This is a genomic window from Algoriphagus lutimaris (genome assembly GCF_017051705.1).
In the GTDB taxonomy this organism is placed as follows: Bacteria; Bacteroidota; Bacteroidia; order Cytophagales; family Cyclobacteriaceae; genus Algoriphagus; species Algoriphagus lutimaris.
Genome location: NZ_JAFIDJ010000002.1, coordinates 1,512,124 through 1,526,278 on the forward strand (window position 1 = coordinate 1,512,124; position 14,155 = coordinate 1,526,278).

Here is a 14,155-nt window from a genome sequence, read left to right on the forward strand (position 1 = left end):
GCGATTTATAACTTTGTGCTTTTCCCAATAATTACCCATGCTTACATCACTTAGTATTCAAAATTATGCCCTCATAGATCAATTGCTGATGAAACCTAGCAGTGGATTGAATATGATTACTGGGGAGACTGGTGCAGGTAAATCCATCATGCTTGGAGCAGTAGGTCTCCTATTAGGAAATAGGGCCGATACCAAAGTCCTTCTCTTTGAAGATAAAAAGTGTATCGTGGAAGGGGTTTTTGAAATTGGTGAATATGGGCTAAATGATTTTTTTGAACAGCAGGATTTAGATTATGAGCCTACCTGTATTATAAGAAGAGAGATCAGTCCCAGTGGAAAATCCCGTTCCTTTATTAATGATACGCCGGTCCTTCTTGATACTCTGAAATTTTTGGGGTCCCAACTGATGGATGTGCATTCCCAGCATGACACGCTACAGCTGGGTTCTGGATCCTATCAACTCAATTTGATTGATGCCTTTGCTCAAAGTCAAGTTGAATTAAAGTCTTTCCAAGAGGATTTTAAAAAATTTAAAAAGCTTCAAAAAGAATTCCAGGAGATTCAACATAAAGCACAAGAGTTGCAAAAAGAAGCTGATTTTAACCAGTTTCAATTAGAAGAACTGAGTAGTTTAAGCCTCCAGGAAGGGGAGCAGGATGAACTGGAATCCAGTCAAGAGGTACTTGAGAATGCAGAGGAGATCAAAATAAAAATCAATGAAATGCTTCATCTTTTTGATGATGAGCAGTTCGGGATTATTCAAGGTATGACTCAGGTGAAGCATGGATTGGACTCTTTGGAGAAGCTTGCTCATAAGTTTAGTCCTCTCAAAGAACGATTTCAAAGCTTATTCATCGATTTAAAGGATTTGTCTGAAACGCTAAGTGATGAAGAAGCTGGGGTGGAAGTAGATTTTGATAGATTGGAAGAGACAAGGGAAAGACTGAGTAAGATTTACCAGCTTCAAAAGAAGCATGGTCTCTCCTCTGTGGAGGAATTGATGGAATTGGAAAGAGAGCTTGCGGATAAGGTCTTTCAATTTCAAAATTTGGATGAGACCCTGGAGGCAGCGAAGAATAATTTAAAGCAGTCGGAAGAAGCCCTACTGAAATCAGGAAAAGCATTGACCAAAAAGAGAAGTGCTTGCTTTGCCACTTTTCAAAAAGAAATGGAAGCACTTTTGGTGGAGCTGGGAATGGAGAATTCAAAACTTCAAGTAGAATTAACTACTACCATCCCTACTTCCAATGGGGTAGATGAGATTGAGTTATTGTTTTCCGCAAATAAAGGAACTTCTTTACAACCACTTAAAAAAGTTGCCTCGGGCGGAGAGTTTTCAAGGTTGTTATTTGCCATCAAATACCTAATGGCTGATAAAATGGCGATGCCTACCTTGATCTTTGATGAAATTGATACTGGGATATCTGGTGAGGTTGCCTTACAGATGGTGAGAATGATGAAGGAAATTTCAGGTAAGCATCAGGTGATATGTATAACTCATTTGCCTCAAGTAGCAGGGAAAGGAGATGTTCATTATTTTGTTTACAAGGATAATTCTTCTCATAAAACTATCAGTAAAATCAAGGAATTAAGTGCTGATGAAAGAGTTTTGGAGCTTGCCAAGATGATTGGTGGCGCTAATCCGAGTGACTCAGCATTGAAGAGTGCGAAGGAACTATTAAGGGTATAAGAGATAGTAAGCGCTATTTGGTAGGGACTGAATGCCAAATTTTCTCTATTTTTACCCTTATTTTTGAAATTAATCCAATAGTATATATGCCAGAAAATTTGCTGAAAGGAAAGCTAGGTATCATCACTGGTGCCCTAGACGAGAATTCCATTGCATGGAAGACTGCTCTTAAAGCTAAAGAACAGGGAGCTCGATTTGTATTGACCAATGCACCAATTGCCATGAGAATGGGTGCAATCAATGATCTCGCAAAAGAATGTGATACCATTGTTATTCCTGCTGATGCCACTAGTGTAGAAGACATTGAGAAGCTCTATACTGAGGCAAAAGAATATTTAGGAGGTGACTTTGATTTTATTTTACATTCTATCGGGATGTCTCCTAATATTAGAAAAGGTCGCTCTTATGGTGATTTGAATTATGATTGGGCGATGAAATCTTATGATGTTTCCGCCATTTCTTTCCATAAGATGATGCATGTAGCGGAAAAAATGGATGTAATGAAAGAATGGGGTTCCATCGTTGGGCTCTCTTATATTGCAGCACAAAGAGTTTTTCCTTTCTACACGGATATGGCAGATGCCAAGTCGCTTCTAGAAAGTATTGCCAGAGGTTATGGTTATAGATTCGGAAAATTGAAAAATGTTCGCGTCAATACCATCTCGCAATCTCCTACTAAAACTACTGCGGGTACCGGAATTGGAGGTTTTGACTCTTTCTATAATTTTGCGGATGCCTTGTCTCCATTAGGAAATGCTTCAGCAGAAAGCTGTGCAGATTATATTGTAACCATGTTCTCAGATTTGACTAGAATGGTGACGATGCAGAACCTATTTCATGATGGCGGATATTCGTTCACAGGAATATCTGAAGAGATCATGGAAAAATTTAAAGATCTTTAAAATAGAGAAAGTTTATAGAAAAAGCCTTTTGGGAAACCGAAAGGCTTTTTTAGTATAAAGCTGTTCATCCAAAACTGATTTTTTGTTCTTGCAATTTGCATTATCTTATTGCTCATTATTAATTAAACCATCAACCATGAAAAAATCTTTACTACTAATTGCATTTTTCTGTGCCATGATCTCGGCATCGGTCTATGCACAAATTGAACCTGCGCCGGAACGTATTGAGGGAGACGGACAGTACGGCCGCCTTATTTTACGCGGGGTTACCCTAATAGACGGCACAGGGGCGCCTCCAATTGGCCCTGTCGATATCGTAGTAGAGAAGAATAAAATTGCGCAAATCCAAGTAGTAGGGTATCCTGGTCTTCCTATTAATGAAAGCAGAAGACCAAAAGCCGAAGAAAATGATAAAGAATATGATTTAGAAGGTCATTATTTAATGCCAGGTTTTGTGGATTCTCATGCACATATTGGCGGTAGGGGACAAGGCACTCCTGCTGAATATGTATTCAAACTTTGGCTTGCTCATGGGGTCACTACCATCCGAGACCCATCTACCGGGAATGGATTGGATTGGGTTTTGGACCAAAAAGAAAAATCTGAGGCGAATGAGATTACTGCACCAAGAATTTTGGCTTATACCGCTTTTGGTCAAGGGGCAGAAAGTCCAATCACTAATGCAGAAGAAGCGAAAGCATGGGTGAATTCCAATAAAGCTAAAGGTGCTGACGGAATTAAATTTTTTGGGGCAAAGCCAGAAGTTATGCAAGCGGCCATTTCCGAGAATAAAAGAATTGGATTACGATCTGCAATGCACCATGCTCAGGTGGATGTAGCAAGATGGAATGTTCTTAATTCTGCCAGAGCGGGTCTTACCTCTATGGAACATTGGTATGGGCTTCCTGAGGCATTATTTTCTGATAGGACTGTTCAGGATTTTCCAGTGGATTATAATTATCAAAATGAGCAGCATAGATTTTCTGAAGCTGGAAAGCTTTGGGAGCAGGCTGCTGAACCGTATTCAGAGCATTGGAATAACGTGATGAATGAATTGTTGGAGTTGGATTTTACATTGGATCCTACCTTCAATATTTATGAAGCGAACCGTGATTTAATGAGAGCTCAGAGGGCAGAATGGCATGAGACTTATACACTTCCTTCTCTTTGGAAGTTTTACGAACCTAGCAGACAATCTCATGGGTCTTATTGGTTTGATTGGACCACTGCCATGGAAATTCAATGGAAGAAGAACTATAAGCTTTGGATGACTTTTGTAAATGAATACAAAAATCGTGGGGGAAGAGTAACCGCAGGCTCTGATTCTGGATTTATTTACCAATTGTATGGATTTGCTTATATCAGAGAGTTGGAGTTGCTTCAGGAAGCAGGCTTTCATCCATTAGAGGTGATTCGATCTGCTACTATGTATGGTGCGGAATTGATGGGAATGGAAAATGAAATCGGTACAGTGGAAGTGGGGAAATTAGCTGATTTCGTAATTGTAGAAGAGAATCCACTTCAAAATTTGAAGGTCCTTTATGGAACTGGTGCCATCAGAATCGATGAAAACAACAAAGCAATAAGAGTAGGCGGAGTGAAGTACACTGTCAAAGATGGGATTGTTTATGATGCCAAAAAGCTATTAGAAGATGTGAAAAATATGGTGGACAAGGCGAAAGCTGAAGAAGGAAGTACACCGATTAACCAACCAGGATTGGACTGGTAATCAAAAATTTGTAAAACCTAGTGCCGGGGTATGCTGTTATATCAATTACAGTATATCCCGGTTCATTTTTAATACTAAAAACGATGCCCCATATTAAAGTAAATGAAGTCACTTTATTTTATTCTGATCAAGGCGTAGGAGACGAGACCATTGTTTTTTCGCATGGGCTCCTTTGGAGCCATAAAATGTTTGCAGAGCAAATAGAGTTTTTAAGTGCTAGGTTTAGAGTGATTTCCTATGATCATAGAGGGCAGGGGGAGAGCGAAGTCAAAGGTCCTTATGATATGGACACCTTAACTAATGATGCATGTTTATTAATAAAATCACTATGTAAGGGTTCAGTGCATTTTGCAGGATTATCTATGGGGGGATTCGTGGGAATGAGATTGGCTGCAAGGCATCCGGAAATAGTGAAAAGTTTAATATTGATGGAAACTTCAGCCAATTCAGAGCCGGTTGAAAATATACCAAAATACAAAACCCTGAACGGTATAGTGAAGTGGTTTGGAGTACTTGGCCCAGTGGCAAATAAGGTGATGCCCATTATGTTTGCAGAAAGCTGGCTGACCAACCCTTTGAATAAAGGCAAAGTAGACTTCTGGAAAAAGGAAATGATGGCTAACAAAAGGTCCATCACTGGACCGGTGGATGGAGTGATTTACAGAAACGGAATCGAAGAGGAACTCAAATTTATTTCATGTCCAACCATGGTTATAGTGGGGGATGAGGATATTGCCACCAAACCTGTCAAAGCGAAGTTTATTCAGATGGGGATTGCTAATGCAAAATTGCACCGAATACCTGGTGCTGGACATAGTAGCTGTATAGAAAAGCCCAGAGAGGTTAATAGACTGATCGGAGATTGGTTAATAGATAATAGTTAATTCAATAAAAAATAATTTTTTAGTATCAATCTATAAATCCCTTAATACAGCCTTTAAAGCTTGTTTTCTGAAAAAACATTCCATTTCTGAAAAAATTTTTTTGAATTTTAGGAACCTTTTGATAGATTTACATGTATATACATTAAATACAATTGCAAAGAAATGGTGAAGATAGAAGAAGCAATACAGCAGAAAGAGTTTAAAGATCCTTTCAATAAGGCTGTGGTGAATTTATTGTATACCCATAGTTATTTGGTAACGAGTCAAAATGCGCTATTTAAGCCATATGGGATTTCCCCTGAGCAATACAATGTACTGAGGATATTAAGAGGTCAAAACGGGGTGCCTACTACTGTCTCATCTATTCAAGAACGAATGTTGAATAAGATGTCTAACGCCTCAAGATTAGTTGAAAAACTGAAAGTAAAAGGTTTAGTGAAGCGTTCCGAGTGTCCAAATGATAGGAGACAAGTGGATGTTTTGATTACTGAAAAAGGCTTGGAGTTATTAGCCGAGTTGCAAATTCGAGTGGAGAAAGGCAATATCGATTTTGTTCATTTGAATTTGGATGAAGTAGACAAACTAAATGAATTGCTTGACAAATTGCGAGGCTAAAAAAATTTGATTATATAAATGTATAGACATATAATGTGATAACCTTAAAATAATAAAACAACTTAAACAAAAACAATTATGGCAACTACTAAATGGACTATTGACCCTACACACTCTGAAGTTTCATTCAAAGTAAAACACTTGGTAATTTCAACTGTCACAGGATATTTCAGAAAGTTTGAAGGAAGTGCAGAAAGTACTTCTGATAGTTTTGAAGGAGCAACTGTATCTTTTACGGCTGACATTGACAGCATTGATACCAACCAAAAAGATCGTGACAATCATTTGAAGTCTGCAGATTTCTTTGATGCTGCAAATCATCCTAAATTGTCTTTTACAGGAAAAATCTCTCAAGTTGATGGAGATTACAAATTGATTGGCGACTTAACTATGAGAGAAACTACCAAGCAAGTAGAATTGGATGTTGATTTTGGAGGAGTAGCTGGAGATCCTTACGGACAAACCAAAGCTGGATTTGAAATTGAAGGAAAAGTTAATAGAAAAGAATTTGGATTAGCTTGGTCTGCAGTGACTGAAGCTGGATCTGTTGTCGTTAGTGATCAGGTAAAATTGATCCTTAGCGTACAGCTTGTTAAGCAAGAGCAAGAAGTTTTGGCTGACTAAGCCATTTAATAACTACCACCAATGATCAAGCTAAAAGGGTTTATCCTTTTAGCTTGATTTTATAAACTATACCCAATAAAACCATGAAACCATTAATCAGCGGAATACACCATATCACAGCAATCGCTGGAAATCCTCAAGCCAATATTGATTTTTACTCTGGTATTTTAGGATTGAGATTGGTGAAGAAGACCATCAATTTTGATGCGCCTGATGTATATCATTTCTATTTTGGTGATGAACTGGGACAACCTGGTACGGTGTTCACTACTTTTCCTTTTACAGGAGCTAGAAAAGGAGTAAAAGGAACAGGTGAATTGACCTATACTGCATTTTCAATTCCAAAAGGATCCTTAGATTATTGGATAGAAAGGTTGAAAAAGTTTGGGATTCCGGTTTCTGATAAATTAACCCGGTTTGGTCATGAATTGATCAGGTTTGAAGACCATGATAGCATGGGAATAGAGCTTATAGCTAATGACCAAGACGATAGAGCTGGATGGACCTATGGCCAAATCCCTTTGGAACATAGTATTAAAGGCTTTTATGGAGCTACGTTAAATCTTCGATCCAAAGAATTGACAGCACAACTTTTGACCAATCACATGGATTACCATTTTATAGGTCAAGAAGGTGATCGATATCGATATGGAACAGAAGGAAAACCAGGAGATATTGTAGATATCGTGGTAAACCCTAATGGACACAGAGGTATGCAAAGTGCTGGAACAGTCCATCATATTGCTTTCAGAACTGCGAATAAATCCACCCAATTGGAAGTTCAGAGAATTCTAATGGATAATGGATATCAGGTGACTGAGGTGAAAGATAGAAATTACTTCAACTCCATTTATTTCAGAGAACCAGGAGGAGTTTTATTTGAAGTAGCAACAGATGAGCCTGGCTTCGCTATAGATGAGGATGAAGCACATTTGGGAGAATTGATCAAATTACCTGAATGGGCTGAGCCAAGAAGAAAAGAAATTGAGAAGAATTTAATCCCGGTCACTTTAAAAACGGAGGATTATGCCTGAGGTAAAAACTGCAGGATTGCCATTAGGGAAAGCCCAAAAAGCTGCCATATTGATTCATGGTAGAGGAGCCTCTGCGTCAAGTATATTGTCGCTTAGTAATTACCTAAACTTAGATGATTTTGCTTTGTTGGCTCCGCAAGCTGAAGGAAATACTTGGTATCCTTATAGTTTTATGGCTCCAGACCTACAGAACAGGACAGCTCTTGAAAAATCGATTTCTACCTTGCAGTTTTCCTGGGATCAGTTAATTTCAGCAGGCATTAAACCTGAGAATATTTACTTGATAGGCTTTTCCCAAGGTGCATGTTTGAGTCTGGAATTTGCATCCAGAAATGCCCAAAAGCTGGGAGGGGTGATTGCCTTTACCGGAGGCCTGATAGGTGAGAAGTTACTTCCTGAAAAGTACAAAGGTGATTTCCAAGGAACCCCGATCTTTATTGGGAGTAGTGATCGAGACTTTCATGTTCCTGCTACTCGAATAAAAGAATCGGCAGAATTCATGACAAAAATGGGAGCAGATGTTAAAACCTTGCTCTTTGATGATCCAGAACATACAATTCGTCAAGAAGAAATCGAATGGGTCAATAAAAATATTTTAATGTGATTTTCTTATGGAAAAAATCCCCGACTCTGCCGGGGATTTTTTTTTAATACGAATAGGTTACTTGCGAACCGTTTTCTGGATCCAGTTCCACTTGGGCATAAACTCCAATTTCTTGTTGCAATTCTTCCACATGGGAAATAATCCCCACGATTCTGTTTTCATGCCGCAAGGATTTTAAGGTTTCGAAAACCACCCGTAATGCATTTCTATCCAATGCACCAAAACCTTCGTCTAAGAAAAAGAAACTTTGATCCGCTTGGTTTAAGGCCTTTACTTTTTCTGCCAATGCCAATGCCAAGCATAAGGAAGCCTGAAAGGTCTGACCACCTGAAAGAGTTTTAAGTAGTCTCCTTTTTCCGCCGTTGAGGTAATCAATCACCCAAAATGTATTGTCATCATCTATTTCTAGACTCATACTGTTTTTACATAGTTTCATGAATCTCACATTGGCAGTATTGCAAAGCTCCTTGAGATAAATAGAGCTGACAAATTTCACAAAACCGCTGCCCTTGAATAATTTTTCTAACTCTTTTAGGTTGCTTTCCCGGTTTTCTAATTTTCCAAAAGTCTCTAACAAGGACTTCTTGTTTTCGAGTTGGGCCTCTATGGTTTTAATTTCTTCCGACAATAGCAACAAGCTGTTTTGTGCAGCTTCTACTTTGGATTTTAATTCTAGAACAGAATTCTTCAAGTTCAAGAAGCTTTCTTCTTCAAATTCAAGCACCCCTTTTTCTGCCCTAAGTTCTTTGACTCGGTCTTCTGTAATTGCGATTTTCTGATCGAAACTTCGAATTTCTAAATCTACTTTTTCTGCATCCAATGAATGCTCAAATAACCGAATCAATGCTTCATCATCCCGAAAACCATGATTTTCTTTTAGCCTTTTAAACTCTTTGAGGAGTTTTTCCAGTTTGGAAGCAGCTTCTTCTTTGAGCAGCTTAAAATTCTTTAGGCTACTTAGATTGGAAGCTTGAGCTTCCCGTTTTTCCCGAAGAGTCTTTTGCTTTCCATCCAATAGTTGGAGTGCACGCTCAATATCCTGTTCAACTTTTTCGATGGTGGAATAAATTTCTTCCACTTGTTTACTGAAGAAAGGCTTACAAAAGGTGGGATCTTTGATCTCTTCTTTCTTTGAAGAAATTGCTGAAAAAACCGTGTTTTGATTGAGTTGAGCCGATTGAAAAGCCTTTTCAATTTCGCCCAATTCTATTCTTTTTTCGTTCCAAGATTGACGATGAGATTTAATTTCAGAAAGCATTTTTTCCTTGGCCTTTCCTGCTTGGACCATCGAGTCTACTTTGGCTTTTAATTCCGTCTCGTTTTGGATTCCATAATTTGAAATCAAACGATGAATATCCTCCAAAGATTTATTGAGTTTCTCAAGCTCGCCTTCTTTGAATTGAATGTTTTTTTGGTGGTTTTCTAAATGGATTTGATTCTCTTTTTCCTTTTGGATCAATGTGAGAATCATCTCCAGCTTGTTTTTTTCTTGGTTAATTTCCTCGTTTTTAAGTTTAAGTTCTGCTTTTTCAGTCTCGGATTTCAATGGGAATGGATGCTCCAGCGATCCGCAAAGTGGACAGGGACTTCCATCTTCCAACATATGGGCATGAGCAGTCAATCCTTGTTTTTGAAGAATCTTGTCCCGCTGACTTTCCAATTCCAGGATTAATTTCTTTTGACTTTTTTGCCAAGTCTCAAGATTTTTTTCAGAAGAAGGTATTTGAGAGAGGATTTGCTTTAAGTTGTTTTCTACGGAAGTGATTTCCTCTTTTAATTGATCTCGATCTTGACTTAGATTCTTTTTATCTTCTTTCCAAGAAGCCCAATCCCTTGAAGCCGTCTGGAGTTCGGCCAGCTCACTTACCTCCGGACTGGTCAGTGTTTCAGCTTGTTTCTCCAATGTGGAAATTTGGGATTCTAATTGACCCTGGGATGCACGCTTACTTTCAATTTCTGGTTTCAAGGTTTCCAGTTTTTGGTTTGCCTCTTCCAGCCTATCCTGAAGCTGTTTGATTTCCAATACTTTTTTTAAGTCTCTAATTTTGGCTTCCCTTTGAGGTCTTTCTTGGTTTTTCTTTTTCAGCTCGGCCTCTTCTTCCTCCAATTCCTCAATTTCTCCTTCGTAGCGAGTTTTAAATCGTTCACAATCGATGACACTGGTGGTGTATTTCTCCAATTCCTTTTGGGTATCCTGAATCTGATTCCAAACGGGTTTGATGTAGGTCTTCGCGGTTATAAATTCCTTATGTAATTTTCTCTTTTCCTCGATCTCAGGTTTTCGAAGTGAAAGTTCCCGATAGGTTTCTTCAAACTGCTGGAGTTGCACCGCCTTTTGTTGAATTACCTCCTCTAGTTTTAGTTTAGTTTCTTCCTGTTGAAGTTTTTGAGTCAGTTCATCCGCTTCTTTTTTCTGGGTTTGCTTTAGGGATGATTTTTCTTTGAGAATTTCAGAGGTAAAACCCTCCAATCCAGAAAGTTGGGTTTCCAATCGGATTTTTTCTTCTCGGACCACTTTTAGCAGTGATCCGGTTTTAGCTGAAAGATCAAATCGTTCTAAACCAAACAACTCTTTCATCATTTCAGCTCTAGGGCCTGGTGTGAGGTCTATAAATTCCCGAAACTTCCCTTGGGGGATGATTACCGTTTGCTTGAAATGCTCTTTTTTCATGCCGATGATTTCCTCGGCTCGTTTTGAAATCGGCTCCCAGCTTCCTGCTACTTTTTCATAAAACGTATGCTCGGCAGGTTTTACTTCCTCGAATCTTTTGGGGTTTCTTTTAGCTGAATACCTTCCTAAATAGCTTTGGGTATTGTTCTTTCCGGACTGAAATTCAAAATTGATCAACAAGGTCTCACTTTGAAGATTGAGCATGGAGTTTTTCTCCCCTCGATCTGAAAGCCTTTCAGTACTTCCATAAAGAGCCAAGAGGATGGCTTCCAAAATAGAGGATTTGCCACTACCAACCGCACCAAAAATCCCAAATAGTCCCGCTGCTGTCAGCTGATCAAACTCAATGGTTTGCTTTTCTTTGTAGGAGTAAAGCCCTTGTATTTCCAGTTTAATGGGGATCATAATTCGTTGTTTTGGCTTATTACTTCTCTAAAAATCTCCATCAATTCCCCATTAGGTTCCTGTCCTTTTTCACTTTGATAAAAAAGTTGGAATAAACTACTCATGTCTTTTCCCAGATCTTCTACTTTCAGGCTATAATTCTCTTGCCCTAATGGATTTTTGATTTGGGGAATCAGGTTGACGATTCCATCGTGTGCCTTCATAATGGCTTTTCTGGTTGCTGCATCGATGGAGTGCTCGGTGACATAGGTGATTTCTACAAAACAATAAGGATTTGCCTCCAGCCAAGAAATGGTGTCTGGTAGATTTTCAAATGTCTTTCTATACAAAGGTCGTCCTTGGGTCAGCCCAATCGCTTTGTATTGAACCTGCTGGTTGGGCACCGCTTCCAAAATCACCACTTTCTTTTCCTGATCAGCCTCACTAAAGGAATAGGCTAATGGTGAACTGGCATAAACGACTGGTGTTGGATCTTTGCTTATAGCATGATAGCGGTGCAGATGTCCCAAGGCTGCATATTGAATCTGTGTGGGGATGTTTTTGGTATATAGTGCCTGAGTACCACCTACATGAAGGATGGGTCTTTCTGATTCTGGTTCGGCTTCGGGTTTTTCGCCTTCCTTCATAAAAAAGAAATGACCGACAAATAGGTTTACCCCCATTTCATCACAATAGGAATTTGCAATGTCCTGCCATTTATTTTCAAGGATTTGCCTGAATTCCTCCTCTCTGTCCCCTTCTCCCAAATATGTTTTTAATAAAGACTCATTGGCATAAGGAGCCAAAACAAGCCGGATTGGAAATTCAAATTTAGGTAGCTTTAACTCCAGAAAGCCTGAAGTGGACTGGGTGATTTCAATTCCGGAATCTAATTTACTTGTAGGGATAATGCTGTCATATCTGGAGTAAAACAGGATACCTAGTTCTCTTGCCAAAGGATCTGGCGCTTCTACAAATTGGGTGCTGTCATGATTTCCGGAAATGGCAATGACAGGTCTATCTCCGTTTTTAGAAAGTTTTCGAAGAGTTTTATAGAGTAATTCAACTGCTTCATGGTTGGGGTTAAAGGTGTCGAAGATATCCCCAGCTAAGAGTACCAAGTCTACATGTTCCTGATCTGCGATCTGGATAATTTCTTCCAAAACAAGCTTCTGTTCATCAATTCTAGAGAACTCCTGAAGTCTTTTGCCTAGATGCCAATCGGCTGTATGTAAGATTTTGATCATGGATGATTGGAAAAAGAAAAAAACTAAGTTAATCTTATGTAGTGCTGCTTGCAAACTAAATAAAATCAATGACAGCAATTGGCATTTTTATTGACTAGCACTTTTCGATGAAATTTGACTACCTAAGAAAGTGGATGTTCCTGGTTTTTGGTCTCTTGGCTGTTTCTTTATCAGAAGCTTCTACCCAAGGAGATTCTCTCCTGATTCAAGAGGGGGTGGCTAGCTTTTATGGCAAACGATTTCATCTTAGAAAGACTTCCAATGGGGAGATTTTTCATATGGATAGTCTTACTGCTGCTCATAAAACATTGCCCTTTGGGACGGTATTGAAAGTGACCCGAGTAGATACGGGAACTTCGGTATGGGTGAAAGTAAATGACCGGCTTCCTAAATACTCCAAGAGGATTATCGATCTTTCACGGGCAGCGGCGCGAGAATTGGATATGATTCATGATGGGATTACGTTGGTGAAATTAGAAGTGGTTGAGCCCAAGGTGATTGAGGCCTTGATCGATTATTATGGAGAAGAGAAGCCTCCAAGTATTCGCCTTCGGCGTATTGCCTTTGCAATAAATTATACTAAGCCAAGTCCAGATTGGTTAAAACTCCCAGAATTGACATTTATTAACAGCCCCTTGTGAAAAAATCTTTGAGATTGAATCATTTCTTAGTTTATTAAATTTGAAATTATTCAGCTCCATGATAAAGTTTAGATGCATTCTCCTAGGTTTTTTAGCTCTTTCATTTTTTTCATGTAAAAACGACGAAGAAAAAGTCGAAGAAGCTCCCACAGAATCTTTCAGAAATGAAGTTGCGGCCACAGAGGTCCGTGTGGCAAAAGCGGAAGTGAAAAGCTTTGATTACCTCATCAATGCCATTGGTAAATTAGAAGCTGCAAGCCAGGTAACAGCTGTGATCGAACAAGCTGGTTTTTTGATCGAATTAAATGTGACAGAAGGCCAGTCAGTTGAAAAGGGAGATGTGATCGCCCGTTTGGATCCTACTGAAGCTCAGTTGAGATTGGATAAAGCCGAAATTTCCCTTCGTAACGCCAACGCTGAATATGAGTCCATGAAATTGGGCTATGAGACTATTTTTAATTCCGGTGACGAAGCACAAATAAATGCAATTGATGAACAGTTGAAAGCAAAGAGCGGTCTATTTATGGCAGAAGTTGAATTGAAAGAAGCCATGTTGAATAGAGCTCGATGTGAATTGAAAGCACCAATTTCAGGGAAGATAGCGGATCTAAAATTCAAAGAAGGAAGCTTGGTCGGTGCCAATCAGGAACTATGCGAGATTTTGGGTACCAAGCAAATGATTTTAAAAGTTAAAGTCCTGGAATCAGATATTTCTCTAATCAGCCCTAATCAAAAAGCGGAAGTATATTCTATCTCTAATTCACAAAATACCATAGAAGGCAGAGTGATAGGAATCAATCCAAAAGTGGATGAAAATGGATTGGTTCAAGTTTCTGTCGCGATCAACTCCACCGCAAATTTATTACCCGGAATGAATGCCCGGGCAATCATACGGGCCCCTCAAAATAATAGCTTGGTAGTACCCAAAGATGCGTTGGTTTATAGGTCTGGAAGGGCCGTAGTTTTCTCTATTGAAAATGAAGAATCCAAATGGAACTATGTGGAAGTAGGGAAAGACAATGGAGAGGAAGTAGAAATTTTAGAAGGGTTGGAGCCCAATAGCACGGTGATCACCTCAAATAATTTACAGCTGGCACATCAAGCACCTGTCCAAATTGTAAAAGATTAAG

General features: G+C 39.1%; 12 protein-coding genes. 10 read left to right on the plus strand and 2 right to left on the minus strand.

The annotated features are described in order from the left end of the window. Positions 1 to 37: 37 nt before the first annotated feature. From recN to JYB62_RS17205, 8 genes are all read left to right on the plus strand, one after another. The gene (gene recN, locus JYB62_RS17170; protein ID WP_205646583.1) at positions 38 to 1,690 is read left to right on the plus strand and encodes a DNA repair protein RecN; all 1,653 of its coding nucleotides are present in this window, start codon (positions 38 to 40) and stop codon (positions 1,688 to 1,690) included. Positions 1,691 to 1,776: 86 nt separating this feature from the next. Next, on the plus strand, positions 1,777 to 2,592 hold the full coding sequence (locus JYB62_RS17175) for an enoyl-ACP reductase FabI (protein ID WP_074226922.1): 816 nt from the start codon (positions 1,777 to 1,779) through the stop codon (positions 2,590 to 2,592). 136 nt (positions 2,593 to 2,728) lie between these two features. Then, positions 2,729 to 4,321, plus strand: a complete 1,593-nt coding sequence (locus tag JYB62_RS17180; RefSeq protein ID WP_205646584.1) for an amidohydrolase family protein — start codon at positions 2,729 to 2,731, stop codon at positions 4,319 to 4,321. A gap of 83 nt (positions 4,322 to 4,404) precedes the next feature. Next, positions 4,405 to 5,205 (plus strand): alpha/beta fold hydrolase, encoded by an 801-nt coding sequence (locus JYB62_RS17185; protein WP_205646585.1) that lies wholly within the window; start codon positions 4,405 to 4,407, stop codon positions 5,203 to 5,205. A gap of 162 nt (positions 5,206 to 5,367) precedes the next feature. Further along, complete coding sequence (locus JYB62_RS17190) at positions 5,368 to 5,820, plus strand: MarR family winged helix-turn-helix transcriptional regulator (protein ID WP_205646586.1); 453 nt, start codon at positions 5,368 to 5,370, stop codon at positions 5,818 to 5,820. Between the two features lie 78 nt (positions 5,821 to 5,898). Further along, positions 5,899 to 6,444 (plus strand): YceI family protein, encoded by a 546-nt coding sequence (locus JYB62_RS17195; RefSeq protein WP_205646587.1) that lies wholly within the window; start codon positions 5,899 to 5,901, stop codon positions 6,442 to 6,444. An 83-nt stretch (positions 6,445 to 6,527) separates the two neighbouring features. After that, the gene (locus JYB62_RS17200; RefSeq protein ID WP_205646588.1) at positions 6,528 to 7,478 is read left to right on the plus strand and encodes a ring-cleaving dioxygenase; all 951 of its coding nucleotides are present in this window, start codon (positions 6,528 to 6,530) and stop codon (positions 7,476 to 7,478) included. Beyond that, positions 7,471 to 8,082, plus strand: coding sequence for an alpha/beta hydrolase (locus JYB62_RS17205; protein WP_205646589.1), 612 nt, complete (start codon positions 7,471 to 7,473; stop codon positions 8,080 to 8,082). Before JYB62_RS17200 ends, JYB62_RS17205 begins: the two co-directional genes overlap by 8 nt. 43 nt (positions 8,083 to 8,125) lie before the next feature. Here the strand turns inward: JYB62_RS17205 and JYB62_RS17210 are convergent, their stop codons facing one another. Together JYB62_RS17210 and JYB62_RS17215 are read right to left on the minus strand one after the other, a co-directional pair. After that, the gene (locus tag JYB62_RS17210) at positions 8,126 to 11,158 is read right to left on the minus strand and encodes an AAA family ATPase (RefSeq protein WP_205646590.1); all 3,033 of its coding nucleotides are present in this window, start codon (positions 11,156 to 11,158) and stop codon (positions 8,126 to 8,128) included. After that, a complete protein-coding gene (locus JYB62_RS17215) occupies positions 11,155 to 12,384 on the minus strand; it encodes a metallophosphoesterase family protein (protein WP_205646591.1) in 1,230 nt (409 codons plus the stop codon). The genes JYB62_RS17210 and JYB62_RS17215 overlap by 4 nt, the downstream gene beginning before the upstream one ends. Positions 12,385 to 12,491: 107 nt before the next feature. On the opposite strand from JYB62_RS17215, the gene JYB62_RS17220 reads away from it, so the two are divergent. Both JYB62_RS17220 and JYB62_RS17225 read left to right on the plus strand, forming a co-directional pair. After that, the gene (locus JYB62_RS17220) at positions 12,492 to 13,025 is read left to right on the plus strand and encodes a septal ring lytic transglycosylase RlpA family protein (RefSeq protein WP_205646592.1); all 534 of its coding nucleotides are present in this window, start codon (positions 12,492 to 12,494) and stop codon (positions 13,023 to 13,025) included. Positions 13,026 to 13,083: 58 nt separating this feature from the next. Next, entirely contained in the window at positions 13,084 to 14,154 is a 1,071-nt protein-coding gene (locus JYB62_RS17225) for an efflux RND transporter periplasmic adaptor subunit (protein WP_205646593.1), read from the plus strand. Position 14,155 lies beyond the last annotated feature (1 nt).

Excerpts from the sequence above, each read along its gene's own strand:
- JYB62_RS17180 (WP_205646584.1), top strand. The coding sequence starts at position 2,729 with ATGAAAAAATCTTTACTACTAATTGCATTTTTCTGTGCCATGATCTCG.
- JYB62_RS17185 (WP_205646585.1), top strand. The coding sequence starts at position 4,405 with ATGCCCCATATTAAAGTAAATGAAGTCACTTTATTTTATTCTGATCAA.
- JYB62_RS17210 (WP_205646590.1), bottom strand. The coding sequence starts at position 11,158 with ATGATCCCCATTAAACTGGAAATACAAGGGCTTTACTCCTACAAAGAA.
- JYB62_RS17205 (WP_205646589.1), top strand. The coding sequence starts at position 7,471 with ATGCCTGAGGTAAAAACTGCAGGATTGCCATTAGGGAAAGCCCAAAAA.
- JYB62_RS17215 (WP_205646591.1), bottom strand. The coding sequence starts at position 12,384 with ATGATCAAAATCTTACATACAGCCGATTGGCATCTAGGCAAAAGACTT.
- JYB62_RS17220 (WP_205646592.1), top strand. The coding sequence starts at position 12,492 with ATGAAATTTGACTACCTAAGAAAGTGGATGTTCCTGGTTTTTGGTCTC.
- JYB62_RS17190 (WP_205646586.1), top strand. The coding sequence starts at position 5,368 with ATGGTGAAGATAGAAGAAGCAATACAGCAGAAAGAGTTTAAAGATCCT.
- JYB62_RS17175 (WP_074226922.1), top strand. The coding sequence starts at position 1,777 with ATGCCAGAAAATTTGCTGAAAGGAAAGCTAGGTATCATCACTGGTGCC.
- JYB62_RS17195 (WP_205646587.1), top strand. The coding sequence starts at position 5,899 with ATGGCAACTACTAAATGGACTATTGACCCTACACACTCTGAAGTTTCA.
- recN (WP_205646583.1), top strand. The coding sequence starts at position 38 with ATGCTTACATCACTTAGTATTCAAAATTATGCCCTCATAGATCAATTG.
- JYB62_RS17225 (WP_205646593.1), top strand. The coding sequence starts at position 13,084 with ATGATAAAGTTTAGATGCATTCTCCTAGGTTTTTTAGCTCTTTCATTT.
- JYB62_RS17200 (WP_205646588.1), top strand. The coding sequence starts at position 6,528 with ATGAAACCATTAATCAGCGGAATACACCATATCACAGCAATCGCTGGA.